The sequence below is a fragment of the Lysinibacillus sp. NPDC093712 genome (assembly GCF_050280025.1).
Classification (GTDB): domain Bacteria; phylum Bacillota; class Bacilli; order Bacillales_A; family Planococcaceae; genus Lysinibacillus.
This window is the reverse complement of sequence record NZ_JBNNUU010000002.1, coordinates 214,816-241,524: the sequence shown is the minus strand read 5'-3', so window position 1 is coordinate 241,524 and position 26,709 is coordinate 214,816. Positions and strand designations below refer to the sequence as shown.

Here is a 26,709-nt window from a genome sequence, read left to right as displayed (position 1 = left end):
AAAGTGATGATACAGTTCGAGGAAGGGAGGGCAAAGTGATGGAAAAACATACACTAGGCTCGCTAACATGGCTACGAATGATGCGCTTTACCAATCAAAGTAATCAGCTATCGAATGAATTTTTAAAGCGTTTTAACTTAACAACTGCACAGTTTGATGTATTAATTCAAATTAAAACATACGCACCGTTAACACAGTCACAGCTAGCGGAAAAAGTTACAGTAACGCAAGGTGGTATATCACGAATGCTTGCCCGTCTTGAAAAAGAAGGACTAATAGAGCGTAAGCAAAACTGGAAAACAAAAACAATATCACTAACTGTAAAAGGTGAGCAATTGATTGATGCGGCTACACCTAGTCAGCTTCACTTTCAATCCTCATTTTTTGAAGAAGTTTTATCAGAGGAAGAAATGAAATCTTTATATACACTTATGTCAAAACTAGAAAAGCATAGCCGAGAAAAAAAATTACCTTAGGCGTGATTTTTTTTACGACATCACTTGCTTAGTCAAGTGAGAATTAGGAGGACTCTACATGAATAAATTAAGCGGACATCATCATATTTCAATGCTAACAAAAAATGGCAAACGGAATAATGAGTTTTATACAAAAATCCTTGGTTTACGTCGAGTGAAAAAAACAGTTAATCAAGATTCACCTTCCATGTACCATTTATTTTATGGTGATCGTACAGGAGCAGCTGGAACAGAATTAACATTTTTTGAAATGCCTGTAGCAGGACGAACAGTACGTGGAACAAATGCGATTACGCGAATAGGCTTATTAGTACAAAGCTATGATAGTTTATTATATTGGAAAAAGCGCTTTGAGCTTTTACAAGTGAAACATAGCGACATAGCGACATATGCGGGCAAAGATGCTTTATTTTTTGAGGATCATGAAGGCCTACGCATGGTGCTTATAAATCACGATGGACAGCCGACACCAGCCGAATGGCAAGTATGGGATGGTACCGATATTGCAGCAGAGCATCGTATTTTAGGCATGGGCACCGTTGAAATTACCGTTCGTTATTTACAGCGTACAGTGAATTTATTACAAGAACTTTTTGACTATACATTAGTCACTGAAGATGACAAAGAAGTACGACTTCAATCAATTGCTGGAGAAACGTTCGGAGAAGTCATCGTTAAGGAATTGGAGGGACCGAGTGAAAAGCCCGGTCGAGGCAGTATTCATCACCTTGCATTACGTGTAGCGACGGTAGAAGAACTTCAAAAATGGGATGAATTAATTAAAGCGCGTGGTTTAGACAGCTCAGGTGTTGTCAATCGTTATTACTTCCAAAGCCTCTATTTTAGAGATCGTAACGGTATTCTTTTTGAGATGGCGACAGATGGACCTGGATTTACAGTAGATTCCGCTATTGAGGATTTGGGGAATGAACTTGATCTGCCACCATTTTTAGAAGCAAAACGCGCAGAAATTGAAGCGATTTTAGAACCACTTGATTAAAGGAGAGAGCACAATGGAAAATTATCGTATCGATCAATCACAAGGTTTAGAATTTGGACTTTATTCACTGGGAGATCATATTCCAAACCCATTAACAGGTGAACGGATATCTGCCCAACAGCGAATACAGGAGCTAATTGAAATGAGCCAATTAGCGGAGCAAGCTGGCATCAATGTATTTGGAGTAGGTGAAAGTCATCAATCGTATTTTACAACACAGGCACATACGGTTGTTTTAGGCGCAATTGCACAAGCAACGAAAAAAATTAAAATAGCAAGTTCTGCAACCGTGTTGAGTGTATCAGACCCAGTAAGAGTGTATGAGGACTTTGCAACACTTGATTTAATTTCAGATGGGCGTGCTGAAATTGTAGCAGGGCGAGGTTCGCGCGTTGGCGCCTATCATTTACTTGGCGTCGATTTACAGGACTATGAAGAAATTTTTGAGGAAAAATTAGAGCTACTAAAAAAAATTAATGAAGAAGAGCTTGTTACGTGGGAAGGGCAGTATAGAGCACCTTTACACAATGCGCAAATTTTACCACAGCCTAAAAATGGCTCACTACCAATTTGGCGCGCAGTTGGAGGTCCGCCGGCAAGTGCTATAAAAGCAGGGTATATGGGCATTCCAATGATGTTAACAACATTAGGTGGCCCAGCAATCAACTTTAAACCTTCAGTTGATGCATATCGTGAGGCAGCTGATAGAAGCGGTTTTGATGCAGAGCAGTTACCAATTGCTACTACAAGTTTGTTTTATGTAGCAGATACATCAAAAGAAGCTTTGCAAAATATGTATCCTCATCTAAATGGGGGCTTCCAAGCTATTCGTGGTGGTGGTTATCCAAAACAACAATTTGCCCAAGCAGTTGATCCACGTGATGCCTTAATGGTCGGAAGTAAGGAACAAATTATTGAAAAGTTGCTGTATCAATATGAACTTTATGGCATGCAACGTTTTATGGCACAAATTGATTTTGGTGGGGTGCCTTTCGATAAATTGATGAAGAATATCGAAATAATTGGCAATGACATCTTACCAGCAATTAAAAAATATACAGCGAAATAAGGAGCGAGCAGCATGAAAATTGTAGCACTAGCAGGTTCAATCGTCGGCTCTAAAACCAAAATAGCCATTCATAAAATTGTTGAACTACTAAATGAAAAATACCCAGAGCATGAGGTAACAATTCTTGACCTAGCTCAGTATACTATTGCATTTAGTGATGGCCGTAATTACGTAGATTACGAGGGTGATACGAAGTATGTGGCAGAAACTATTATGACTGCTGATGCATTAGTGATTGGTACACCAACATTTCAAGCTTCGATTCCAGCAACATTAAAAAATATTTTCGATTTACTTCCTGTTAATGCTTTTCGTGATAAAACGGTCAGCGCAATAGTAACAGCGGGGACATCTAAACATTACTTAATGGTAGAACAACAATTAAAGCCAATTCTTGCTTATATGAAAGCTCATATTGTACCGACCTACGTTTTTATAGAAGAAAAGGATTTCTTACGCAAGGAAATTGTCAATGACGATGTTCTTTTCCGCTTAGAGCGTTTAGCAGAAGATACAGTTATGGTAGCAGATGCCTTCGCTGAAATCCGTGCTAAAAAAGATGCGGAGTATGATTTTTAACACAAATTTTAAGGGGAAAACTACTAATCTAAGAGGATAATAGGAACACTGCATGGTAATCATGCAGTGTTTTTTTTATATAGATAACTTCTGCCATTGATTTCCGTTACAGGCGGACGCTTTCCGCGGGCACAGCGTAAGCCGCAACCCTCGCTAACGTGCGGATTGTTGCGTCTTACGTTCTGTGCTGTTCCCGCAGGAGTCGCCACCCTCCACTCCAATCAACAAGTGTCAATACTCTCTTTCGGAGGGAAGTTAAAATACAGTACAATTATCGCACTTATGAATAAATAGGATAGTTGTCTGCTTCCATCATTAAATAAATTTAGAAGTCTACTGCCTGTTGATTTCCGTTACAGGCGGACGCTTTCCGCGGGCACAGCGTAAGCCGCAACCCTCGCTAATGCGCGTCTTGTTGCGTCTTCCATTCTATGCTGTTCCCGCAGGAGTCGCCGCCCTTCACTCCAATCAACTAGTGTGAATGCTTTTGTGCCTGGCACTTAGCATGGGTACCAGCATAATATCGGCTCCTAAATCGTAAAAATCCAATTCGCTTTCCGCGGGCACACGTAAGCCGCAACCTTCGCTAACGCGAGTCTTGTTGCGTCTGACATTGCGTGCATTCCCGCGGGAGTCTACGTGGATTTTTACTTGGTCAATCATAAAATACATGCTTAGCATGCAAATTGTTTGAGTGCCTGGCACTTAGCATGGAAATCAACGGCAGTAGTCAACCTATTCATTTGCCCATTTAAACCATTTTGCATGACCATCTGGTTGATCGATTGTTCGAATGGATTTGATTTCTCCTTGGTGTAGAAAGTCCTGATGTAATTGCAAATCAAATAAATTATTATAACAATGATAAAGTGGCCTTTCCAAACTAATTTCCTTTAAACGTTCGATTAAGGCATGCTTTAACTTAAGAGGAATTTGATTAGCTACATGGGTATGATAGATAACTATCATCAAATCTTGATCGATTTGCCTACTAATCTTTGCTAGACATTCTATTGCATCCCCTTTATAAAGTTGTACATCAAGCTGTTGTAAGATTGGAATAGCTGTATTTAAAAGTGTGCGTCGTTCATGATGTTCGGGCCAAATTAATGCTTGAAGCCATGCAACATCTTTTTCATTTGTAACGTCCATTGGATTTAAATCAATACCAATTCGTTGTGATACAACAAATTGCTGGGTAACGGAAGGTGGTAATGCAACACCCATGTTCTCCGATGCTAAAACTAGTTTAGTAGGGGAATTGCGAACTGACAACGTTTGGTTATAGCAGTAATTATATTGATCCATTGCAAGTTGTAGTCCTGCACTTGCTCCAATCTCAATAAAAGCTAATGGCATCCGATGCTTTTGATAAATTTCAGTCATCATCGGATAAAGATAAGCACAACGACGGATTTCGTTTGTTTGTACGAGCCATTCTTGAAGAATTGTCTTTACTTCATGTGCATGGGACAAAACAAACTTTTTAAAAAACGGATATACACTGTCTTGCGGCTTCGGTGTAGTCGTGAACGAAGGATAAAAATCCGCTAAGTCGTCATCCTTATACGTCAATAGCAAATAATGTACAGCAGCAAATAATAAATTAGGCACAGGCTGTCCGTTAGCAGCATCCTTTGCAATCAGCAATAATTCTTCATCTTCTGCAATTTGATAGGCTAAATGTTCATATAGTGGGCTTGAGTTATTACATTCATTTTTTGCGAAAGAGCGGAACTGATTGCCAAATTGATCTAACATTCTATTTCTCCCCTTTGTTTTAAAATGAACTATCTAGCCTTGAGTTTAGTATTGTTATACAATTTAGTAAATTAAATATATTTAATGAATTTAATTAAAATTTTTAATTGAAGTAGGTGGCGGTATGGATTATAAATGGATAAAAACGTTTATTGTAGCAGCGAAGTCCTGTAATTTTCGAATGGCTGCTGAAGAATTACATGTATCACAACCCAGTATTACAGTACATATTCATCTGTTAGAAGAGTTTCTGAATGTCTCATTATTTTATCGAGAGAAAAATCGTGTGCAATTAACGGAGGCAGGGCAGTTATTTTTAACGGAAGCGTTGCAAATCAGGCAACAGTGGGAGAAAAGTATCGAGCGCTTTCAATTAGTGACGAAGGGAGTTCAAGAAAAAATCATCATTGCGATGACACCGTTAATGGTGGAAACGATTTTACCACATGTAATTTACCAGTTTATAAATGAAAATCCGACAATTGAAATTTCAATTCTTGTAGAAGAATCATCCAAAATAGAGGAAATAATTCATAATGGCAAAGCACATATCGGTATTTCTTTATTTCCAACCCGCTATCGACATTGGTGTCAAGAACTGCTAGTAGACAGTCCGTTAGAATTGGTCATTCCATTAGATGCATTTGATGACGAAACAGGCGCTTATATTGATTATGAAGAATTATTCCAAACATATACACTATTTACCCATCACCATCCAACTATTTGGGAAGATTTATTACACCAAATTAATCATAAATATGTCTATTCAAAACAAGTGTCGATTTCACAATCGTATGTTGTAAAACGATTAATCAAGGATGGTTTAGGTATGTCATTTTTACCTCGAATGATAGTTAGAAGAGAGCGAATGGAGGGGCGCTTTAATATTGTCCCTTTTACAGAGTTTGCATTACCTAGCGTCCCCGTCTACCTTTTTTACAAAGATTCCGTCCAAGTTCCACAGAAATTATTACAATTATTTATGACAAGGGACTATTTATAGAAAGGAGCGACATTATAATGAAAATGGCAGTTATTGCGGATATTCACGGTAATAAGGATGCATTACAAGCTGTCCTTACGGATATTCACAGAAGGGGAATTGAAACAATCTATAATTTAGGGGATAGTTTGTATGGTCCGCTATTTCCGATAGAAACATACGACTTGCTAGTAGAGTCGAAGGTCAAAAGTATAATGGGAAATTGCGATAGAATGTTATTAGAAAACACACAAAATGGAACAGTGCGTTATGTACAAAATCTATTAGAGGAAAAGCATCTACAATGGATAACGAATTTACCTGCAGTAATCGAAACAGATGATGTTTATTTTTGTCATGGGACACCTTCAAGTGATGAAACATATATGTTAGAGAACATTGGAGCTAATGGTGCAACGTTGAAAAAAACCGAAGAAATTATGAAATATGTGCAGGATATTAAACAAGAAATTATCTTTTGTGCACATACCCATATCCCTAGAGTCGTCTACCTTCCAAATAATAAAATAATTATTAACCCTGGCAGCGTCGGTCTCCCAGCTTATGAAGAGGAGGTACCAATCTATCACAAAATGGAGTCTGGTTCTCCATTCGCTAATTACACAATCTTTAGCAAAGAACAAAAGCATTGGCTAATTGAGCAAGTACTTATTGGCTATAATCGGCTAGGGGTCATCAACAAAAGTAAAGAAAATGGACGTTTGGATTGGACCTGTGCACTAGAAACTGGGAGAATGTAGATAAAAGGAGTGGAGATTTTATGGTATTTTCATTGTTTAAGAAAAATAAAAAGCCTCAGCAAATGACCAATAGAGTAGAGTTTTGCATAACAAATTTATCGCTTGGTGCAGCTGATGCCTACGATGTTTTAGCAGAGCGATCAGATATAGAAATAGAAGAATCAGGTTGTACTTCCCACTGTGAAATTTGCGAGCAAGGCATTTTTGCCATTGTTAATGGCGAGATTATTACGGCATCTGACGCACCTTCACTAGTACAAGCGGTTGATGAAGAAATCAAGCAAAACCCGCTCTTTTAAAGGTGATAACACATGAGCAATCGCCGATAGAAATGCATGAATCGCCGATAACTCGAGGGAAATCGCCGATAGAACGCCTTAAATCGCCGATAACCCGTGCCAAATCGCCGATAAATGCAAAAAATCGCTGATAGCTCAAAAGTTACCAAGCTATCAGCGTGTGTAAAAGTGCTTATAGGAGAAGTGAGTTACCAACCTCGAACATATTGCACAGGTGGTTCGATTTTTTCGCCAAGTTCCTTTGCAGCATGGAGTGGCCAATAAGGATCACGTAATAAAACACGACCTAAGAAAATTAAGTCAGCGCGATTATTTTGCAAAATCTCTTCTGCATGCTGCGCTGTTGTAATTAGACCAACTGCACCAGTAGGAATATTTGCCCCAAGTTTTATCGTTTCAGCATGTGGAACTTGATAGCCAGGGAACGGATGAATATGTGCCTGTACGACACCGCCAGTTGAGACATCGACTAAATCTACGCCCTGCGTTTTCATCCAACGACTAAATACGATAAAGTCCTCCATCGTTGTGCCATCTTGTGCGTAGTCTTCCGCAGAAACACGAACGAGTAAAGGGCCTTCCCAAACGCTTCGAATTGCATCAATTACTTGACGTAGCAAGCGATAGCGATTCTCCTGACAACCACCGTATAAATCACTTCGTTTATTCGTTGCTGGTGATAAAAATTCACTAATTAAATAGCCGTGTGCACCGTGAATCTCAAGCACATCAAAACCTGCTTGACGGGCGCGAACGGCAGCCTTTTTAAAAGCTTCAATGACATATTCAATATCGTCAAGTGTCATTTCAGACGGTGTTTTATAATCATCACTAAAAGCAATGGCTGAAGGAGCGAAAATTTCACCATCTACAGTCGCTTTCCTTCCAGCATGGGCAAGCTGAATGCCTGTTTTAGCTCCGTAAGCTTGCATATTTGTTACTAATTGTTGCAAACCTTCGATATGCGCGTCATCCCAAATACCAAGGTCGTTGCTAGAGATTCGCCCCTCGGGTACTACAGCAGTAGCCTCCAATAGTATTAATCCAATTTGTCCAGCGGCACGTGTTGCATAATGCACTAGGTGGAAAGGTGTAACCAACCCGTCATCCTTAGCAGAATACATACACATTGGGGCCATGACAATGCGGTTTTTTAACGAAATCGTTTGTAATTGATATGGTTCAAATAATTTAGTCAATGCAAAGCCCTCCTAATTCCTAGTTAATACCTCTATTTTGCATGGATTATTTACTTTTTGCAAGTGCGCGAGATCGAGCTTCAGCTTCTTTTATGCATGCTTCAATCGCTTCATTAAATTGATATTGTTCGAGCGCTTTAATACCAGCTTCTGTTGTACCACCTGGACTAGTAACTTTTTGCCGAAGCACATCAGGCTCATCAACGGATTGCTTTAACATTTCTGCTGTACCTGCGAGGGTTTGCGTCATAAGTAATCTTACAGTATCTTTTGAAAGCCCTACCTCGATTCCTACTCGTTCAAATGCTTCCATTAAATAATAAATATATGCAGGGCCACTGCCAGATAGCGCTGTAACCGCATGCAACTGGTCTTCCTCAACTTCGATCACAAATCCAACAGCTTCTAATAATTGTAAAAACATTGTACGTTGTGTCGCTGATACTTGCCCATTAAATGCTATACCACTTGCGGACATACCGATCGTTGCAGATGTATTCGGCATTACTCGAGCTACAGGGCGCAATCCTAACTGTTCTGTTATAGTGCTAATAGCAATACCAGCTAAAATGGATAGAATCGCAGTATGCTCTGTTATTTTCGATTGTAGTTCTAGCATTGCTTTAATGGCATCCTTTGGTTTCATTGCTAAAATGATGAGATCTGCTTGCTGATAAATCGTCTCTTCAACGTTACAATTAATGCCGTACGTGTCGTGTAAAAATTGTAACCGTTGCTTATCTGAGCGATTGGTGACATAAATTTCTTGTGGCTTAAATACATTTTGCTTAATCCAGCCTTGTATCAATGCTTCTGCCATCGAGCCTGCACCAATAAAAAGTATTTTTTTCATAGGAAAAACCTCCGATTCAAAATAAAAAAGCGCTCTCGTCCTTACATAGAAGGACGAAAACGCTCTCGTTTCCGCGGTACCACCTTTGTTTGCCAATTGGCACAACTCTTAGCCCTTTTATCGCAAGGGGGACGGTTATGTTGTCATAACTGCTCAGAAGTAGGTTCTGTATTGGGAGTGGGTGATGTTACTTGCAGCAAATGTAACACTCTCTAGACACCTTCACCAACTACATACTTGGCTTCCTCAACGCACATAAATAATTTGATTATTCAAAATTATATTGATAATATGTCTAGCTGTCAACAGGAGGGGTGACTTAAGAAAGAAAAACTTGTAGAATAGATGAATCAGTATTCATTAGTTGTGCAAAAAAGGGGGAGACAGCTTTGTCGATACATAAAATAGAAATTCCAACACCCTATGCAGTAGGAGACGTCAATGCATTTGTTGTCAAAGGTGATGCATTAACAATATTTGATGTTGGTCCAAAAACAATGGAAGCTTATGATGCACTCAAATGGGGTATTCGAGCAGCTGGCTTTGATTTACGAGATATTGAACAGGTTGTATTAACCCATCACCATCCTGATCATGCGGGATGGGTTGATGCTTTTCCACATGCAGAAATTTTAGGTCATGCCTATAACGATAAATGGTTACGTCATGATGAAGAGTTTTTACTTTATCATGAGCAGTTTTACAGTGAGCGTTTGTTCGAACATGGCGTCCCACTAGAATATATTCAACAGAGTGTCCATGTTCGTCGAGAATTAGAGCTAGTTGGAGAACGACCATTGACACAAATTTTACATGATGGGGATGAAGTACCCGGTCATCCGGGTTTAAAGGCAATAGAAACATTAGGACATGCACAAAGTCATTTCATTTTTTGGAATGAAAAAACGCATAATGTTATTGGTGGAGATTTATTGTTAGAAAAAATTACACCTAATCCATTAATCGAACCACCTTTAGACCGTTCTCAAAGTCGCCCGAAATCATTGTTGCAATATAATGCATCGCTTGAAATATTACGTCAATTGCCTGTAAACATTATGTACACAGGGCATGGAGCAAATTTAGAAGACATACCAGATTTAATTGATAAACGTCTTGAACGGCAACATCATCAATCTATGAAGGTGTATGAGTTATTTGGCCGTGATGAGCTAACAGTCGTACAAATGACAAAACGTCTATATCCATCGATTTATCAGCATCAGCTTGGCTTGACATTATCAAAAACACTTGGACATTTAGACTATTTAGAGGCAAATAACCTAGTGGTTTCAGAGAAGAATAATGAGGGTGTCTATTTGTTTAAAAGAAAGTAGGTTTTATACATGAAAATGAATAAAAAGACAATCTTTGTAACAGGTGCAACGAGTGGAGTTGGCTTGAAAATTGCTGAATTGTTAGTTGCACAAGGCCATATCGTATATGCCACAGGGCGTAATGAAGTAGCTTTAAAAACATTACAACGTTTAGGTGCCAACGTGATACAAGCGGATTTAACTTCACTAACAGCAATTGATGAAGTATGTGCGCAACTACCTAAGCTTGATGTAGCCATTTTTTCTGCTGGAGTAGGAAAGTTCGCTATTGCACCGATGTTATCGGATGAAGATATTACCGAAATGGTGGAGCTTAATATTCGTGTTCCGATGTATTTAGCAAAGAGACTAGCGAAGCCCATGATTGCGCGTGAGCAAGGACAACTAATATTTATCGGTTCACAGGCCGGTAAGGTAGCAACGCCTAAAGCAAGTGTATATGCTGCGACAAAACACGCCATTGTAGGCTTTACAAATGGCCTGCGTATGGAGCTAGCTCCATACAATATTAAAGTAACAGCGATTCATCCTGGACCAATTGATACACCATTTTTAGATAAAGTAAATGATGAAAGTGGTTATCGAGAGTCCTTAGGTAGATTGTTATTAACACCAGAAGAGGTGGCGCAAGCGACGGTAAAAACAATTGAACGTCCAGTCCGAGAAGTGAACTTGCCACGAATGATGGGGTTGACGAGTAAGCTTTATGCATTAGCGCCAGCTACCATCGAATTTTTAGCAAAACCATTATTCAATAAAAAATAATTTCAGTGCCAGTCACCCAAACAATTTATAAATATTCAAGCTAAAACCAACAGAGACTCCTACAGAAACGTACATTTGCTGAGTGCCATTCACTCAAACAATTTATAAATATTCAAGTGAAAACCCACTAAGACTCCTGCGGCTTACGATGTAACTGCAGAAAGCGCAGTGGTTTTTTTCGTTTTATGAGCCAGCGCCTTTTAATATCGTATACATTCATCTAAATAGGAATAAGTCGTATTTCCGAGTGAAAATATTCACTGTTCGAATACTAGTAATAATTATTGCTATTGCAGACTTTTAACATTCTTCACAAAAGTGCATTATTTTATAAAAATGCACTTGTATTTATTTTTATAACATGTTACTATTCGTGTATAAACTTTTAAGTGAGTGTATAAACATACATATCATATAGAGCAATTGGAGGCGCATTTCGTATGGCAAATAAAAAAGTAGTATTAGCATACTCAGGCGGTCTTGATACTTCTGTAGCAATTCCGTGGTTAAAAGAACAAGGTTGGGACGTAATTGCAGTTTGTCTAGACGTTGGTGAAGGTAAAGATCTTGAATTTGTAAAAAATAAAGCACTTCAAGTTGGTGCAATTGAATCTTATATGGTAGATGCAAAGGATGAATTCGCTGAACAATATGCACTTATTTCGTTACAGGCGCATACTTGGTACGAACAAAAATACCCATTAGTATCAGCACTATCTCGTCCTTTAATTTCTAAAAAGTTAGTGGAAATCGCTAACGAAGTGGGTGCGGACGCAGTAGCTCACGGTTGCACAGGTAAAGGAAATGACCAAGTTCGTTTTGAAGTTTCAATTAAAGCACTAAATCCAGATTTAGAAGTTTTAGCACCTGTACGTGATTGGGGCTGGAGCCGTGATGAAGAAATTGAATATGCAATGCAACATAATGTTCCAATTCCTGCAACATTAGATTCACCATTTTCGATTGACCAAAACTTATGGGGTCGTGCAAATGAAGCGGGCGTAATGGAAGATCCTTGGGTATCACCACCAGAAGAAGCTTATGGCTTAACAGTTTCTGTAGAAAACGCACCAAACGAAGCTGAATATGTAGAAATCGAATTCATTGCTGGTAAACCAGTATCATTAAACGGTAAAGAAATGAAGCTTGCTGATTTAATTCAAGAACTGAATGCAGTAGCAGGTGCGCACGGTGTTGGCCGTATCGACCATGTTGAAAACCGTTTAGTTGGTATTAAATCTCGTGAAGTATACGAAATTCCAGGTGCAAAAGTACTTTTAACTGCGCATAAGGAGCTTGAAGACTTAACGCTTGTGAAAGAATTAGCACACTTCAAACCAGTTATTGAGAAAAAATTATCAGAACTAATTTATGATGGTTTATGGTTCTCTCCTTTACGTGATGCATTACTAGCATTCCTTGCAGAATCACAACAATATGTAAATGGTACAGTACGTGTGAAACTTTATAAAGGTCATGCGATTGTAGAAGGACGTAAATCACCAAATTCACTATACAATGAAAAATTAGCAACATACTCTAAAGAAGACCAATTCAATCACGCATCAGCAGTAGGCTTCATCGAATTATGGGGTCTGCCAACAGTGGTTAACTCTTCAGTTAATAAAAAATAATTATTAAATTAGGGTGTAGTGTAGCATGGACGCTGTACTGCACCTTTTCGATAAGAAATGTAGAAAAAGGTGAGCTGTTATGACAAAACTTTGGGGCGGACGTTTCCAAAAATCAGCAGAAGCATGGGTTGATGAGTTTGGCGCATCGATTGGCTTTGACCAACAACTTGTTTTGGAAGACCTAGAAGGTAGTGTCGCACATGTCACGATGCTTGGTGCTACAGGAATTTTACCAGCAGCTGATGTAGAAGCGATTCTTGGCGGTCTTGCACAATTACAAGAAAAAGCAATTGCAGGTGAGCTAGAATTTACTGTTGCGAATGAAGATATTCACTTAAACCTTGAAAAAATGCTAATTGATTGCATCGGCCCAGTTGGAGGTAAACTTCATACAGGTCGTAGCCGTAATGACCAAGTAGCAACAGATATGCATATTTTCTTGAAAAAACGTGTAAAGGAAGCAATCGATTTAATCGAGACATTCCAAAAAACGTTAGTAGAAAAAGCTGAGGAGCATGTTGAAACAATTGCGCCAGGCTATACGCATTTACAACGTGCGCAACCGATTTCTTTTGCACATCATTTAATGGCCTATTTTTGGATGCTTGAGCGCGATAAACAACGTTTTACAGAATCCATGAAACGCATTGATATATTACCACTAGGTGCTGGTGCAATGGCAGGGACAACCTTCCCGATTGACCGTCTAAAATCAGCAGAGCTACTTGGCTTTAGTGACGTATATGCAAATTCCATGGATGCGGTAAGTGACCGTGATTTTATCGTCGAGTTTTTAAGTAATTCATCATTGTTAATGGCGCATTTATCTCGTTTTGCCGAAGAAATTATTTTATGGTCCACAGATGAATTTAAATTTATTGAATTGGATGATGCCTTCTCAACTGGGTCTTCTATTATGCCACAAAAGAAAAATCCCGATATGGCAGAGCTAATTCGCGGAAAAACTGGTCGTGTCTACGGTAACCTTATGGGCTTATTAACTGTACTAAAAGGAACACCGTTAACTTACAACAAGGATATGCAAGAAGACAAAGAAGGTATGTTCGATACAGTGCATACGATTCTTGGATCTTTAAAAATATTTGAAGGTATGGTGCGCACGATGACAGTAAATACAGAGCGTTTGCACAAGGCAGTACACTCTGACTTCTCTAATGCGACGGAATTGGCAGACTACCTTGCGACGAAAGGGATGCCATTCCGTGAAGCACATGAAGTAACAGGTAAATTAGTCTTTACATGTATTCAAAAGGGCATTTATTTATTAGATTTACCAATTGAAGACATGAAAAAAGAAAGTGAGCTTATCGAAGCAGATATTTATGGTGTATTGGCACCTGAAGCAGCTGTACGTCGTAGACATTCACTAGGTGGTACAGGTTTCGATCAAGTCATTATTCAAATCGAGAAAGCAAAAGCTTGTCTTTCTTAACTATTTTGCGTGCAAGTCCTAAGTGACATTTGCATAGATATTCATTAAAGCTGTCCAGTGAGGCACTATGAAAACCTTATTATTCCTTTTTCTGTGGAGCCAGAGGGTGAAACTAAAAAGAGTACCTGACATAAATGAAGGACAATCCCCAATTTTCGGAGACGCGAAATTGGGGTTTTTGTATAAGAACTATAAAATATTCTAAATGGGAGGAATGTTAGTTGACGGATCGTTTTACAAAGGGGTTACAAACGATAAAGCAATATGTCACGGAAGAAGAGGCAGCTCGCATGGTCGACGCCGATGCACTGGCTGATATAGCACCCGATTTGCGCAAAATGATAATCGAGTTTGCCTATGGTGATGTTTATTCACGGCCAGGTCTTGATGCTAAAAGCCGTGCACTCGTCGTAATAACAGCGGTTGTTACACAAGGTGCCGTTCCTCAAACGAAAACACATATTACACGAGGCTTGCATGCAGGGTTAACACCTACAGAAATTGTAGAAGCCCTTTTACAATTAGTGCCCTATATTGGTTTTCCACGTGTGCAAAACGCGTTAACTGTTGCTCAGCAAGTATTTCAGGACATGCAATGAAGTGTAGAATAGTCCAATCTAATATGGGGTTTAGTATTACCTATTGCTTCGAAATTAGACTTTTGTTTAAATTGCATGATAGTCGAGCATCAATTAAAAAAAGTTTTGAATAACATGTATAGATTTTTGCAAAGTGTCCCATACTGTTAAAGGATACACTTAATCATCGAAATTGATGAGGAGGATGCATAATGAGTAGTTCAAGTTCAACACCAGTAGACAATGAATCTCAGGAAAGTCCGCCACAGCTGAATAAGGTTGATACTTCACATATCTTAAGAGTTAGGTAATGAGAGAATTCTCTGTGTTACTGTATCTTAGGATGAAGTAGAAACCACAACTGTACAATCAAATAGAAGGTATAAGTGTCCACGGACCCAGAATTTTTCTGGGTCTTTTTTGTTTTTAGTTGATTTTCAAACACAACTGTTATACTCTGAGTATGACAGATGGAGGACTCCAAATCCTAATTTGGAAAATCCTTAACGTTTTGAGCATTTACATACAAATGAAACAGTAGCGACGAACGGTCCTGAATATTCAGGATAATACTTATACGATCGCTATTTTTTATAAGGAGGGACTTTGATGAAAAAACTATTTGTATTATGCTGTATCGCAATATTATTAGTTGCTTGTTCACAAAAAGAAAAGGCAACAAAGGTGGACACGAAAAAGGAGGGGCAAGTTATGAATGAACAACTAATTGGAAAATGGGCAGGCGATATTGAAATTCCAAATGGCTCGCTACCAATTATTGTAGATTTACAAAAAGAGGGTGGATCTTTATCTGTTCCTGCACAAGGCTTAAGTAATTATCCATTTAAAAGCGTAACGTATGATGAGAATGAAATACAAATTATCATTAACTTAAATGGTTCTCTTATTGAGGTGAATGGAACGTTAAAGGGAGAACAAATCGAAGCAACGTTTAATCAAAATGGTGGGAAATTCCGTTTGCTATTAAAACCGTATGAAGAACAGCCTGCAGAGCCAGTATCCTATGAAACATTAACAGTTCCTGTAAAGGATGGCGATTTAACAGTCGCACTTCAAAAGAGTAGTAAGGAGCCGTCACCAGTCGTCCTCATTATTGCGGGTTCAGGACCGACCGATAAAGATGGTAATTCTGCAATTGCTGGAAAAAATAATAGCTTGAAAATGCTTGCAGAAGGATTAGCGCAAGAAGGTGTTGCAAGTGTTCGATACGATAAACGAGGCATCGGTGATAATACGTCTTTGTTAACGAAAGAGGATGATATCTCCATCGATTTATATGTTGACGATGCAGTTCAAATACTCAAGGCACTTGCAGCAAATAAGGACTATTCAAGTGTCCATATTATTGGCCATAGTGAAGGTTCTTTAATAGGCATGCTCGCTGCACAAAAAGCCAATGTGGAATCATTTGTTTCAATAGCAGGTGCAGGTAGAGCTGCTGATACATTACTGCTAGAGCAATTAACAGGACAATTAACACCTGCCCTAACAACTGAGGCAACAACAATTCTTGCAACACTCAAAAAAGGAGAGCAAGTGAAAAATGTCTCTCCTGAGCTACAAGCATTATTTAGACCTTCTGTGCAGCCATATATGATATCTTGGCTTAAATATAATCCAGCTAATGAACTTCAAAAAGTGAAAGGTCGCGTATTAATTATTCAAGGAACAACAGATATCCAAGTGAAAGCTACAGATGCAGAAGCATTAAAGCAAAGCAATGAAAAAGCGGAGCTTATTTATATGGATGGCATGAACCATATTCTCAAAAACGCACCTGAGAATCGAGAGGGGAATATAGCTACCTATGCAGACCCAACATTACCACTGCATCCGAACTTATTACCTGCGATTCACAAGTTTATCGTAAATGACTAGCAGTATGACGCAAACTTTTAGTATGTTGTTAGTCGCGGTTGCTCTTTAAAAATGTCGTTGCGAGCCACAACATGGGAGGAAAATTTATCGTGGAAGCCATTGTATGTTTGATCATTATGATTCCATTTTTAATATTTGCAATTGTTTTATCGCAAGGCAAAGGTACATTTTTACTTGCGGGCTTTCACACGATGGCTCAAAGTGAGAAAGAGACCTATAATGAAAAAGCACTTGCTAAATTTATGGGCAAAATCATGTATGGATACTGTTTTTGTATACTATTATGGGCACTCGATGGGGTATTCCAAAGCGAATGGCTCTTTATAGTTAGTCTCCTCCTATTTATAGGGCTCACTGTATTTACACTCATATTTGTAAACACAGCAACTCGCTTTAAAAAGTAAAGGATTAAGAAACGGTCACAACATAAGTGCGACTCTCGTTACATGAGCGTCGCACTTTGTTCTATTATGCTATTCACAACAACTTTTTCTCAAAACAAAAACATTCATGAACCCTAGTATAGCGATTCTTTATCATCTCCTTTTCCTTTCCTACATAGTGCGCAAACGCTTGAACGGGGTATAGTTCTCGTATTTCGGATGTTAACGTTTGCTTCATTTCCTTTTCACCTTCAATAAATACGTGTAAATAGGAATCTACAATTGAAAACTTATTGTTTATGTACCAATCGTTTACCCACTTATCATCTCTTGTCCAAGCTTCCAAACGGTTTAATTTTTTTCCTTTCGCTCTTTTTTCAGCAGCTTGTAATAGTTGATGACCGACTCCCATTTTTTGATAGTCAGGATGAACAGCAATGTGCCAAATCATTCCTCCCAACCCATCGCCTCGAGAACAAACAGTTTGCGGTTGCACTTCGTATTCAACATCTATTAAACCAATGACTTGATGATCTTTAATTGCTACTAATTCAATGGCTGGGTTAGCATATGTTTCCTTTTTCTGAAGAACATTGTCAAAATAAGAAGTATTTAAAAATGATAACACTCTACAACGAACCCAACCTATTTCATCTTCTAATTGATACTCTCTGATTTCCATAAGTTCCTCCAAATTGAATTAATATACATATTATACTAAACATTTTGTTAGGGAATTGTAACAAAAATCCGTGAATTCTTATATTTTACCTTTCAACTATTAAATTTCTCACTGCCACAATCTATTTCTTGTGGTATTTTTGATATGAAAAATAAAAAATTTCCATTTAATTTTTGTGGAGGGAAAGGTTTTGAACATAATTAAAAAGGTTTTATGGCAAAATAAGATAAGAAATTTGCTTCGAAGAGGGCATATTGTTATTATTTTTATCATTAGTTTATGTATTTTTATTCCGACAATTTTTATCGAATATCAGCAAACAATTAACCATCAAAAAGAAGAAATGACCAATTACTTAGATGCTCAAACCTATTTTTTTGAAAGCTGGTTAAAGGAGCGTTCCGAGGATATACATACAATATCAAATTTAGCTTTTGTTAAAGGCTATCAGTATGAACAAGCGCAAGCATTTTTTCAAGAATATAAAAAACAAACTGTTTTTACTGATTTAGTCTTTGTTAACAAAGAAGGAATAGTACAGTTCGATACAGTGACAGAATATCAACATAACGGGATTGGCATTGATGTAAAAAATCGTGAGTATTTCCAAGTCGCCCAAAAAACGAAGCAACAATATATTACAGATGTATTAATTAGTAAAGTAACAAAGGAGCCAATCATTGCTTTCGCATCTCCTATACTTGATGAGCAACAACAATTTAATGGTGTTGTTTTTGGCACTGTGAATTTTAATACTGTGGATTTGCTTTTAAATGAATCAAGAGTGGGTTTTAAGGGACATGCTTATATAGTCAATCAAGATGGAACATTGTTAACAGAATTAGTTTCCAAGAAGAAAGAAGTGGCTTTAGCTAGTCAAAACATATTGTCGCAAAATTATAACATTGATGAACGAATTTTGATGATTGCTCAATCTAATAAAATGCAATCACCAATAAACTCCTATAAGGACGCAAACGGCGAATGGGTGTTAGCAAAAAGTAAGCCAATTAATCAAGGCAAATGGTATTTTATTTCTGAAGTCAATTTATTGGAAGCGTATACATCATTACTTAAAAGATTTGGTTTGTTAGCGATTTGTATTTTAGTAGGCACATTTTTAACCATTAAAGTTATGTTAATGATAACGAAAAAAATTGAAGAGCCGATTCAGCAGTTACTAAAAGGTGTTGGTAAGGTGGAGCAAGGTCACTACGATTATAAAATTAATGAAAAACAGTTAGCACCGTATGCCAAAGAGTTTCAGGAGCTTTGTTCCTCTTTTAATGAGATGAGCGCGAAAGTGAAAGAAGATACGATATTACTTAAGGAGTTATCTGTTACTTGCCAACTCACGAAACTATATAATCGCCGTTATTTAATTGAGCAGGGAGAGCTTGTTTTTCAAGACTGTAAAAACAATGAGTATCATTGTTCTTGTATAGCGATTGATATCGATTTTTTTAAAAAAGTTAATGATACATATGGGCATCTGACTGGGGATGAGGTATTAAAGCATGTTGCAAAGATTATTAAAGAATCCGTACGAATAAAAGATATCACTACGAGATATGGTGGTGAGGAATTTGTAATTTTATCTCCAGTGACGACGTTGGAAAGTGCAGTGAAAATAGCAGAAAGAATAAGAAAAAATGTTGAAGAGTATCCTTTTACTATAGGTGAACAGTGTATTCCTATGACAGTGAGTGTTGGCATTGCAGAATTTTCCAATAGTAAGGACATTTCGACCTTTTACGATTTGATTGATAAGGCAGATCAGGCACTTTACGTTGCTAAGGAAAGTGGTCGAAATATGCTAAGAGTATATGACGGTGCAAATAACTTTGTTATGCGGTAACGGTGTCAGGCATATAAAATTTTCACAATAACGGCTATGTACGTGTAGTATTTTAAAAAATGGTCATACTAACATAGATTCACTTATGAAGTCTATAATGATGAGGAGGATGTAAAATGAGTAGGCCTGAACAACTAGACCCGAAATCTCAAAAAATCCACCGTAACTGGACAAGGATTAAGCGTTCGAAATCTCAAGTAAATGGTGAAACGGAGATTACTCTCCATAACCGTATCTTGAGAAGTGAAGCGAAAGCCCGACAGTTTTAATCATGCTAGAAGCAATAAGTGTTATCAAGCTCAGATATTTTATCTGGGCTTTTTTTTGTATTTTTTATAAGGAAATTAATGAATATACAAGAAATTGATTTATAGTAAAATAAAAGTAATAGGGAACTAGAAGGAGGATTGGAAATGGACAATCAAATTAACATTCGTGTTGCGCGTCTTGCCGATGCAAAAAAAATGCTTGAGATCCAACAAGAAGTTATAGCGGAAGAACTATTTTTAATAACGACAACTGAAGAATTTCAGCAAACGATCGAAGGACAACAAGCATGGATACAGTCAAAATTAGCAAATGACCATGAAACAATTTTAATTGCAGAACGCAATAATGAAGTCGTTGGCTGGCTAGTATTTCAGTCGCCAAATCGAAAACGTTTAGCCCATACTGGTAGTTTTGGCATGATGGTTCGAAAAGATCAACGGGGGCAAGGAATTGGTAAACGTTTAGTAGGGGAATTACTGACATGGGCGGTTGCCAATCCAGTAATTGAAAAAGTTTGCTTAGGTGTATTTTCAACAAATGTAGGCGCCATTGCTCTTTATCGAAAAATGGGCTTTATTGAAGAAGGTAGAAAGATTAAGGAAATTAAAGTAAGGGATAATGAGTATGTTGATGATGTGTTAATGTACAAAATGGTTTAAGTTTTTAAGAGCAATTTTATAAAACGTTTGAAAAAGAAGAGGGATTTTCTATGAAAATTTATCAGTTCTCAAAGGATAGTGGCAATGCAATTCACAATTACAACTCACTTTATTCATTTTATACTAAAATAATGAAAACAGTAGAGACAACAAATATTGGTTTTATATACATAGAAGCGGGTGGTGTAGTTGGATTACATGAAGCACCAGTACCACAGCTATTCATTGTTATTCAGGGAGAAGGATGGGTCTGTGGAAAAGATAGGGAGAAATTACTTGTAAAACAAGGGGAGGGGGTTTTTTGGCAAGAGGGAGAAGCACATGAATCAGGAAGTGACACAGGGTTAACAGCCCTCGTTATTCAATCTACGCAAATTGATTTGCTTGAATAAAACGAGCAAATAACGGGGTGCAAGTGACTCCGTTATTTTTTTGCTAAGCTAAGCTCCAAGCGTAACGTTTTTAAAATATGCCCATCAAATAAATCATCGAATTCTTCAACATGTTGGAAGTTTTTTGCCTTGTAGAATTGACTTCCAATTGTATTGTCCTTCTCAACACATACAGTTAGTGAAGTTATCCCCTGTAATTTTTGAATCCCACTTTCTAATAGCGCTGAGCCGATGCCTTTGTTTTGGACATCTGGAAGTAAATAAATAGCGAATAGCTCTGCTTGTCCATCGTCATTAACAGTTGAAAAATTAGCAAAGCCAACAAGTGATTCATCTAACTCGGCAACTAAAAATGGGCTCGTTTGAAGACGTGTTATTAACCGTTCTTCGCTATAGGCAGCTTTCAGATAACGATTCTGAATATGCATCGGAATGATTCCTTCATATGTTACATACCAACTTGTTTTGGCAATTTCTTGTACAAAAGGGATGTCTTCTTCTTTCATTTGTCGTATAATGAGTGTCAACACTTATCACCTATAATTTCAATAATTTCTATATATTGTAACATTTAATTCTACAAAAGGGGGATGAATTAATGCAAGTTTTGGAAAAAGCATTTGGGTATATTACAAGGGAATACGAGGGGCGAATCCAAGTGCTTGTATTTGAACAAAATACAGCTGGAGCTGGTATCCAAATTCCAAAGGGGACAGTTGAAGAAGGAGAAACGCCTCTTGAAGCAGTAATACGAGAGATGGTGGAGGAAACAGGTTTAACAAATTTAGAAGTAAAAGGCTTAATCGCACAGGATTTTGCCGAACATTATTCAGGAGCCTTACAAAAACGTTATTTTTACCATTTAATATCAAATGATCCACGTCCGACATGGCAACACAATCCGACAGGCGTAAACGAAGGTAACTTACAATTTACATTTTATTGGATTGAAGATAAAGATGCTGTTGTGCTAGCGAAAGGCCATGGCGATTATTTATATCGGATTTTTGGAAGTGTTATGAATGAACGATAAAATCCCTCTTCATTAGATGAAGGGATTTTTATTATAAAGACAAAGGTGCAACTAGTTGAAGATGAAAAGGAGGAAGGAATTTTGACGCTTTATTATGAAGAACATGGAGGCAAAAATGCACCACTTATCGTGTTTTTACATGGGGGAGGTGTCAGTGGCTGGATGTGGGAAAAACAAATAATATATTTTGCTCAACATTATCATTGTATAGTTCCTGATTTACCTGGACATGGAAAAAATAGTGAAGATACATATTTTTCAATGAAACAAGCTGCACAGAAAATAATTGATCTTATAGAACAGGTTTCTAATAATCGAAAAATAACGATTATCGGTTTTTCATTAGGGGCTCAAATTATTGTACAATTGGTAAGTATGAGACCCAATTTAATTGATATGGCTGTCATAAATAGCGCTTTAGTGAGGCCGATGCCTGCTTTACAAAAATGGATTGCCCCTACAATAAAACTCACTTCTCCACTTATTTCGAATCGAACATTTTCAAAAATGCAAGCTAAAACGCTTTATATCCCTAAAGAAAAGTTTGCGCAATATTATGAAGAAAGTTGTCGCATGTCACAACGAACGTTAACAACTGTACTTATGGAAAATTTATCATTCTCAATCCCAGAAAACTTTAAGCATGTAAAAACTTCAATGCTTGTGCTCGTTGGGAATAAAGAAAAATCAATCATGAAAAAATCTGCAAATGACTTGGTGAAAAGCAATGCTAATTGTAAAGGAATGGTAGTAGCCGATATTGGACATGGTATTTCATTAGCAAATCCAGCTCTTTTTAATGAAATAATAGACAATTGGCTGAGTGCCAGTCACCCAAACAATTCTGAATTTTCTTCAGGCTGTTAAATTTTGAATAACAACGTAAAAACCCACTATACTCCCGCGGATTACACGTTGCCCGCAGGAAAGCGAAGTGGGTTTGAAGTGCCAGTCACTCAAACAATTCTGACATTTTAAGCTTTTGCAGTAATTTCTAATGCTTGGGCGAAGTCAGCAATTAGATCATCAACATGCTCCAGCCCTACTGAAAATCGTAATAGGCCATCTGTAATACCACGTTTTGTACGTTCTTCAGGCTCCATCGCAGCATGACTCATTTTAGCTGGGTAGGAAAGAATGGATTCCACACCACCAAGAGATACAGCAAAAACAGGAATTTTCATTGCTTCCACTAATGCTTTTGCGGCAGCATAGTTAGGTAGGCGGAAGGACAATACAGCTCCTGGACTTGTACATTGGCTATGATGAATTTCGTAACCAGGATGTGACGCAAGACCTGGATAGTATACTTGTTCAACGAGTGGGTTCGCATCTAAAAACTGCGCAATCTTTTGTGCTGATGCCGCCGAGCGACTAAAGCGCACATCCGTTGTTTTCATATTTTGCAGTAATGTGAAGCAATCCTGTACACCTAAAATATTTCCAAAAGAATTTTGGATAAAATAAAGGTCGTTTCCTAGTTGCTCATCGGCTGTAATTGTTAGTCCTGCAATAATATCAGAGTGACCAGATAAAAATTTCGTTGCACTATGAATGACTACATCTACACCTAAGTCAAGAGGTCGTTGATGCAAAGGTGTCATAAACGTATTATCTAAAAACGTTAAGCATTGATATTGTTTAGCTATCGAAACTACTCCGCGAATATCTGTAATCCCTAATGTTGGATTTGATGGTGTCTCCATATAAAGAAGCTTTGTCGCAGGTGTAATAGCTGCTTCAATCGCCGCTAAATCTGTAAAATCAACGAATGTATGAGAGATACCAAAACGAGGTAATACTTTCGAAACAAAGCGATATGTGCCACCATAAACGTCTTCAGTAATTACGATGTGATCTCCTTGAGATAATAGCATTAATGCTGCGGAAACAGCTGCAATTCCTGAAGAGAAGGCGTGCGCACGAACGCCACCTTCAAGCTCTGCAACGGCTTTTTCTAATGCATCACGTGTTGGATTACCAGAACGTGCATAATCATACTCGCCGAACTCATCAATGCTCTCTTGATGAAATGTTGAAGATACATACATAGGAACATTTACTGCCCCTTTTTTATTTTCATAGCCATCACGCACACCTGCGTGGATAAGGGCTGTTTCAATATGTTGCTTCATTTTTTATGCCTCTTTTCTCAGCGTATCAAACACTTGTTTTAAATCTGCTATTAAATCTTCAGCTTCTTCAATGCCGACAGAGAAGCGCAGTAAACGATCGCAAACACCGCGTTCTACACGTTCTTCGTAAGGCATATCAGCATGTGTTTGTGTAGCAGGATATGTGATAAAGCTCTCAACGCCACCAAGGCTTTCCGCAAAAATAATTAACTGTAAGTTTCGAAGGAATGGGTCAATCCATTCAGGCTTTTGAAGTCGGAATGACAGCATACCACCTTTGCCTGTATAAAGTACGTCTGTCACAAGTTCTTCTTCTTCTAAATAAGCAGCTATTGCCTTCGCATTTGCATCATGTTGTTTTAAGCGAAGATGCAACGTTTTTAATCCACGAATCAATAACCAAGAATCCATCGCACCTAATACCATTCCACTACCATTATGAATATAGCCGATACGTTCTGACAGCTCAGCGCCTTTTGAGACAACTAGACCAGCTAAAACATCATTATGGCCACCAATATACTTTGTAGCAGAATGTAACACAATATCTGCACCTAATTCAATTGGTCGTTGGAAATATGGCGTGTAAAATGTATTATCAACGATTAACAATGCACCATGTTGATGTGCAAGCTCAGCATACACTTTGAGATCAAATTCCTGCATAAGTGGATTTGTTGGTGTTTCGATAAAGAGGGCACGAGTATTTTCATTAATTAAAGCCTCTACTTGCTCAACAGACTCAAATTTTGAATAGATCGGTTTAATATTGTATGTTTCTTTAAAAAAGTTAAAAAGTCGATATGTACCACCATACAAATCATCCGGTACGATTAATTCATCACCAGGCTTAAACAGAGACATAATAAGTTGAATCGCAGCCATACCTGAACTACAGGCAAAGCCAGCATCGCCACCTTCTAAATCAGCAATTCCTGCCTCTAAAATGGCACGTGTTGGATTTTTTGTACGTGCATAGTCAAAACCTGTAGATTCACCAATACCTGCATGTTTATAAGCAGTCGATAAATGAATTGGAGGGCTGACAGCGCCAGTACTCGGGTCACTTAAATTTCCTAGCTGTACAAGTTTTGTTTCAATCGTTCTATTGTTTGTCATATCGTCACTCTTTTCTTCATCAATAATATAGAAAGAGCCCAATTAGGACTCTATTTCTTAATAGAATAATTTGATTAGTATCTTCAAGATTCTCTATAATTGTTACCAATTTAACATGTATAGTCCAGAAGGACAAGATGATTTCAGAAAATTACATAGATTATTGAAATTAAATCATGTAGGAATAGTAGGGGATTAATTGTCGAGGACGGAACTGTAAACACATACAAAAAGGCTATAGAGCATTCGAAATTAACGAACTGTTCTATAGCCTTGTTTATTATGCTTGTTGTTTTTTTAATAAATCGCGAATTTCTTTTAAAAGTTCCTCTTTTGCATCGAGCTCTGGTGTAGGCTCCTCTACAACAGTTTCCTCTTTTTTTCTAGTAAATTTAGTCATTAGACGCAAAGCTAAAAAGATGGCAAAAGCAATAATTAAAAAGTCAATGATGGACTGTAAAAATACGCCTAGCTTGACTTGGGCTGTACCTGAACCAAACATAAAGCTTTTTGTTAAATCAATGCCACCCGTTAAAACACCGACTAATGGCATAATAATATTTTCTACTAAAGATGTAACAATTTTACCGAAAGCACCACCGATTACAACCGCAATCGCTAAATCAATGATGTTGCCTTTCATAGCAAATTCCTTAAAGTCTTTCCACATAAAAAAATCCTCCTACTAATATCCAATAAAACAATCGAATTGTATTTTACTATATTTGGCTCATTATAACAAAGTAAAAATAAAAATAGAAAAAATCTACAACATAAAACGGTAAATTTGGTAATATGGAAGTAGACAAAGAATGATTAGGTGTGACATATGGCGAAAAAAAAACAAAAGAAACCACTGCTATCACCAACTGTAAAGATGGGGATGATAGCATTATTAATCCCCGTAGCGATTACTGTGTATGTACTCGCCTTTTTTGCGTGGAGGGAACTTCAAACATTTCCTATCTTTGAAAAACTTGCGCAACAAAAGGCAATTGAAGAAATACAGCAAAATTTTGATATGAACATTCCAGAACAATATATTCCTGTATATGTTGCCGCTGAAGAAAAATATGGAGTGCCTTGGACATTGTTAGCAGCCCATCATCGCATTGAAACACGATTTTCCTCCATGAAATCTCTTGTATCACCGGCTGGTGCTGTAGGTCATATGCAATTTATGCCCTGCACATTTGTAGGTTGGAAGCATCCAACCTGCTCTGGACTGGGCAAGGGCAATATTTCAAAAGCAGAGCTAATGGATCCAGCTCTTATAAAAAAATATGGTGGCTACGGAGTTGATGCAAATGGTGATGGCGTAGCCGATCCATATGATATTGAAGATGCAGTGTTTAGTGCAGCAAATTATTTATCAAAGTATGGTGCTGCTAAAGGTGATGTAAAACGGGCAGTTTTTAATTATAATCATAGCGAGGAATACGTTAGCAATGTATTACATTACTATAATTTGTATAATGATTACCATGATGAATTAAAAACAGCAGTTCTTATGAATTCAAAATAACGAAA

Annotated in this window: 29 protein-coding genes; 21 read left to right on the top strand and 8 right to left on the bottom strand. The window is 37.7% G+C overall.

What is annotated here, in order from left to right:
• Positions 1-38: 38 nt before the first annotated feature.
• Genes ACQKNX_RS08675 through ACQKNX_RS08660 form a run of 4 tightly spaced genes read left to right on the top strand, consistent with a single transcriptional unit; the run spans position 39 to position 3,124 of the window.
• Entirely contained in the window at positions 39-476 is a 438-nt protein-coding gene (locus ACQKNX_RS08675; RefSeq protein WP_427428550.1) for a MarR family winged helix-turn-helix transcriptional regulator, read from the top strand.
• A gap of 58 nt (positions 477-534) precedes the next feature.
• Positions 535-1,476 (top strand): ring-cleaving dioxygenase, encoded by a 942-nt coding sequence (locus ACQKNX_RS08670; RefSeq protein WP_427428549.1) that lies wholly within the window; start codon positions 535-537, stop codon positions 1,474-1,476.
• Between the two features lie 13 nt (positions 1,477-1,489).
• Positions 1,490-2,545, top strand: a complete 1,056-nt coding sequence (locus ACQKNX_RS08665; RefSeq protein ID WP_427428548.1) for an LLM class flavin-dependent oxidoreductase — start codon at positions 1,490-1,492, stop codon at positions 2,543-2,545.
• Between the two features lie 12 nt (positions 2,546-2,557).
• Positions 2,558-3,124 carry an NADPH-dependent FMN reductase gene (locus tag ACQKNX_RS08660; RefSeq protein WP_427428547.1) on the top strand — a complete coding sequence of 189 codons (567 nt, stop codon included), beginning with the start codon at positions 2,558-2,560 and terminating at the stop codon, positions 3,122-3,124.
• A 735-nt stretch (positions 3,125-3,859) separates the two neighbouring features.
• Here ACQKNX_RS08660 and ACQKNX_RS08655 read toward each other — a convergent pair.
• Positions 3,860-4,885: a DUF2332 domain-containing protein gene (locus ACQKNX_RS08655; protein ID WP_427428546.1), complete on the bottom strand. Its 1,026-nt coding sequence runs from the start codon at positions 4,883-4,885 to the stop codon at positions 3,860-3,862.
• 124 nt (positions 4,886-5,009) lie between these two features.
• On the opposite strand from ACQKNX_RS08655, the gene ACQKNX_RS08650 reads away from it, so the two are divergent.
• The 3 genes from ACQKNX_RS08650 to ACQKNX_RS08640 are packed head-to-tail and all read left to right on the top strand — an operon-like array spanning position 5,010 to position 6,930.
• Positions 5,010-5,891: a LysR family transcriptional regulator gene (locus tag ACQKNX_RS08650; RefSeq protein ID WP_427428545.1), complete on the top strand. Its 882-nt coding sequence runs from the start codon at positions 5,010-5,012 to the stop codon at positions 5,889-5,891.
• Positions 5,892-5,908: 17 nt separating this feature from the next.
• Positions 5,909-6,631, top strand: a complete 723-nt coding sequence (locus ACQKNX_RS08645; protein WP_427428544.1) for a metallophosphoesterase family protein — start codon at positions 5,909-5,911, stop codon at positions 6,629-6,631.
• Between the two features lie 20 nt (positions 6,632-6,651).
• Complete coding sequence (locus ACQKNX_RS08640) at positions 6,652-6,930, top strand: DUF1450 domain-containing protein (RefSeq protein WP_401017368.1); 279 nt, start codon at positions 6,652-6,654, stop codon at positions 6,928-6,930.
• Positions 6,931-7,118: 188 nt separating this feature from the next.
• Here ACQKNX_RS08640 and namA read toward each other — a convergent pair whose 3' ends face one another.
• Together namA and proC are read right to left on the bottom strand one after the other, a co-directional pair.
• Entirely contained in the window at positions 7,119-8,129 is a 1,011-nt protein-coding gene (gene namA, locus ACQKNX_RS08635) for an NADPH dehydrogenase NamA (RefSeq protein ID WP_427428543.1), read from the bottom strand.
• A 46-nt stretch (positions 8,130-8,175) separates the two neighbouring features.
• Positions 8,176-8,982, bottom strand: coding sequence for a pyrroline-5-carboxylate reductase (gene proC / locus ACQKNX_RS08630; protein ID WP_427428542.1), 807 nt, complete (start codon positions 8,980-8,982; stop codon positions 8,176-8,178).
• Positions 8,983-9,371: 389 nt separating this feature from the next.
• On the opposite strand from proC, the gene ACQKNX_RS08625 reads away from it, so the two are divergent.
• From ACQKNX_RS08625 to ACQKNX_RS08595, 7 genes are all read left to right on the top strand, one after another.
• Complete coding sequence (locus tag ACQKNX_RS08625) at positions 9,372-10,319, top strand: MBL fold metallo-hydrolase (RefSeq protein WP_427428541.1); 948 nt, start codon at positions 9,372-9,374, stop codon at positions 10,317-10,319.
• A 9-nt stretch (positions 10,320-10,328) separates the two neighbouring features.
• A complete protein-coding gene (locus tag ACQKNX_RS08620) occupies positions 10,329-11,084 on the top strand; it encodes an SDR family NAD(P)-dependent oxidoreductase (RefSeq protein WP_427428540.1) in 756 nt (251 codons plus the stop codon).
• A 440-nt stretch (positions 11,085-11,524) separates the two neighbouring features.
• Positions 11,525-12,718 (top strand): argininosuccinate synthase, encoded by a 1,194-nt coding sequence (locus ACQKNX_RS08615; RefSeq protein WP_427428539.1) that lies wholly within the window; start codon positions 11,525-11,527, stop codon positions 12,716-12,718.
• A gap of 79 nt (positions 12,719-12,797) precedes the next feature.
• Positions 12,798-14,171, top strand: a complete 1,374-nt coding sequence (gene argH / locus ACQKNX_RS08610) for an argininosuccinate lyase (protein WP_427428538.1) — start codon at positions 12,798-12,800, stop codon at positions 14,169-14,171.
• A 221-nt stretch (positions 14,172-14,392) separates the two neighbouring features.
• Positions 14,393-14,770 carry a carboxymuconolactone decarboxylase family protein gene (locus tag ACQKNX_RS08605; RefSeq protein ID WP_427428537.1) on the top strand — a complete coding sequence of 126 codons (378 nt, stop codon included), beginning with the start codon at positions 14,393-14,395 and terminating at the stop codon, positions 14,768-14,770.
• A gap of 588 nt (positions 14,771-15,358) precedes the next feature.
• Positions 15,359-16,648, top strand: coding sequence for an alpha/beta hydrolase (locus ACQKNX_RS08600; protein WP_427428536.1), 1,290 nt, complete (start codon positions 15,359-15,361; stop codon positions 16,646-16,648).
• An 89-nt stretch (positions 16,649-16,737) separates the two neighbouring features.
• Entirely contained in the window at positions 16,738-17,052 is a 315-nt protein-coding gene (locus ACQKNX_RS08595; RefSeq protein WP_427428535.1) for a DUF3784 domain-containing protein, read from the top strand.
• Positions 17,053-17,125: 73 nt separating this feature from the next.
• On the opposite strand, the gene ACQKNX_RS08590 is transcribed toward ACQKNX_RS08595, so the two are convergent.
• The gene (locus ACQKNX_RS08590) at positions 17,126-17,713 is read right to left on the bottom strand and encodes a GNAT family N-acetyltransferase (protein ID WP_427428534.1); all 588 of its coding nucleotides are present in this window, start codon (positions 17,711-17,713) and stop codon (positions 17,126-17,128) included.
• A 190-nt stretch (positions 17,714-17,903) separates the two neighbouring features.
• On the opposite strand from ACQKNX_RS08590, the gene ACQKNX_RS08585 reads away from it, so the two are divergent.
• The 4 genes from ACQKNX_RS08585 to ACQKNX_RS08570 all read left to right on the top strand — a co-directional run bounded on the left by ACQKNX_RS08585 (position 17,904) and on the right by ACQKNX_RS08570 (position 20,892).
• A complete protein-coding gene (locus ACQKNX_RS08585; RefSeq protein ID WP_427428533.1) occupies positions 17,904-19,571 on the top strand; it encodes a sensor domain-containing diguanylate cyclase in 1,668 nt (555 codons plus the stop codon).
• A gap of 116 nt (positions 19,572-19,687) precedes the next feature.
• On the top strand, positions 19,688-19,840 hold the full coding sequence (locus ACQKNX_RS08580; RefSeq protein ID WP_069513162.1) for a YpzG family protein: 153 nt from the start codon (positions 19,688-19,690) through the stop codon (positions 19,838-19,840).
• A gap of 144 nt (positions 19,841-19,984) precedes the next feature.
• Positions 19,985-20,500 carry an N-acetyltransferase family protein gene (locus tag ACQKNX_RS08575; RefSeq protein ID WP_427428532.1) on the top strand — a complete coding sequence of 172 codons (516 nt, stop codon included), beginning with the start codon at positions 19,985-19,987 and terminating at the stop codon, positions 20,498-20,500.
• A 50-nt stretch (positions 20,501-20,550) separates the two neighbouring features.
• Complete coding sequence (locus ACQKNX_RS08570; protein WP_427428531.1) at positions 20,551-20,892, top strand: cupin domain-containing protein; 342 nt, start codon at positions 20,551-20,553, stop codon at positions 20,890-20,892.
• 32 nt (positions 20,893-20,924) lie between these two features.
• On the opposite strand, the gene ACQKNX_RS08565 is transcribed toward ACQKNX_RS08570, so the two are convergent.
• Positions 20,925-21,398, bottom strand: a complete 474-nt coding sequence (locus ACQKNX_RS08565; RefSeq protein ID WP_427429174.1) for an N-acetyltransferase family protein — start codon at positions 21,396-21,398, stop codon at positions 20,925-20,927.
• 92 nt (positions 21,399-21,490) lie between these two features.
• Here ACQKNX_RS08565 and ACQKNX_RS08560 point away from each other — a divergent pair, with 92 nt between their 5' ends.
• Together ACQKNX_RS08560 and ACQKNX_RS08555 are read left to right on the top strand one after the other, a co-directional pair.
• Positions 21,491-21,925: an NUDIX hydrolase gene (locus ACQKNX_RS08560; RefSeq protein ID WP_427428530.1), complete on the top strand. Its 435-nt coding sequence runs from the start codon at positions 21,491-21,493 to the stop codon at positions 21,923-21,925.
• A gap of 81 nt (positions 21,926-22,006) precedes the next feature.
• Positions 22,007-22,792 carry an alpha/beta fold hydrolase gene (locus tag ACQKNX_RS08555; protein WP_427428529.1) on the top strand — a complete coding sequence of 262 codons (786 nt, stop codon included), beginning with the start codon at positions 22,007-22,009 and terminating at the stop codon, positions 22,790-22,792.
• Between the two features lie 107 nt (positions 22,793-22,899).
• Here ACQKNX_RS08555 and ACQKNX_RS08550 read toward each other — a convergent pair whose 3' ends face one another.
• From ACQKNX_RS08550 to mscL, 3 genes are all read right to left on the bottom strand, one after another.
• Positions 22,900-24,060, bottom strand: coding sequence for an aminotransferase class I/II-fold pyridoxal phosphate-dependent enzyme (locus ACQKNX_RS08550; protein WP_427428528.1), 1,161 nt, complete (start codon positions 24,058-24,060; stop codon positions 22,900-22,902).
• 3 nt (positions 24,061-24,063) lie between these two features.
• Positions 24,064-25,179 (bottom strand): methionine biosynthesis PLP-dependent protein, encoded by a 1,116-nt coding sequence (locus ACQKNX_RS08545; protein WP_427428527.1) that lies wholly within the window; start codon positions 25,177-25,179, stop codon positions 24,064-24,066.
• A 280-nt stretch (positions 25,180-25,459) separates the two neighbouring features.
• Positions 25,460-25,849 (bottom strand): large conductance mechanosensitive channel protein MscL, encoded by a 390-nt coding sequence (gene mscL, locus ACQKNX_RS08540; protein ID WP_403050525.1) that lies wholly within the window; start codon positions 25,847-25,849, stop codon positions 25,460-25,462.
• A gap of 159 nt (positions 25,850-26,008) precedes the next feature.
• On the opposite strand from mscL, the gene ACQKNX_RS08535 reads away from it, so the two are divergent.
• Positions 26,009-26,704 carry a lytic transglycosylase domain-containing protein gene (locus tag ACQKNX_RS08535; protein WP_427428526.1) on the top strand — a complete coding sequence of 232 codons (696 nt, stop codon included), beginning with the start codon at positions 26,009-26,011 and terminating at the stop codon, positions 26,702-26,704.
• Positions 26,705-26,709 lie beyond the last annotated feature (5 nt).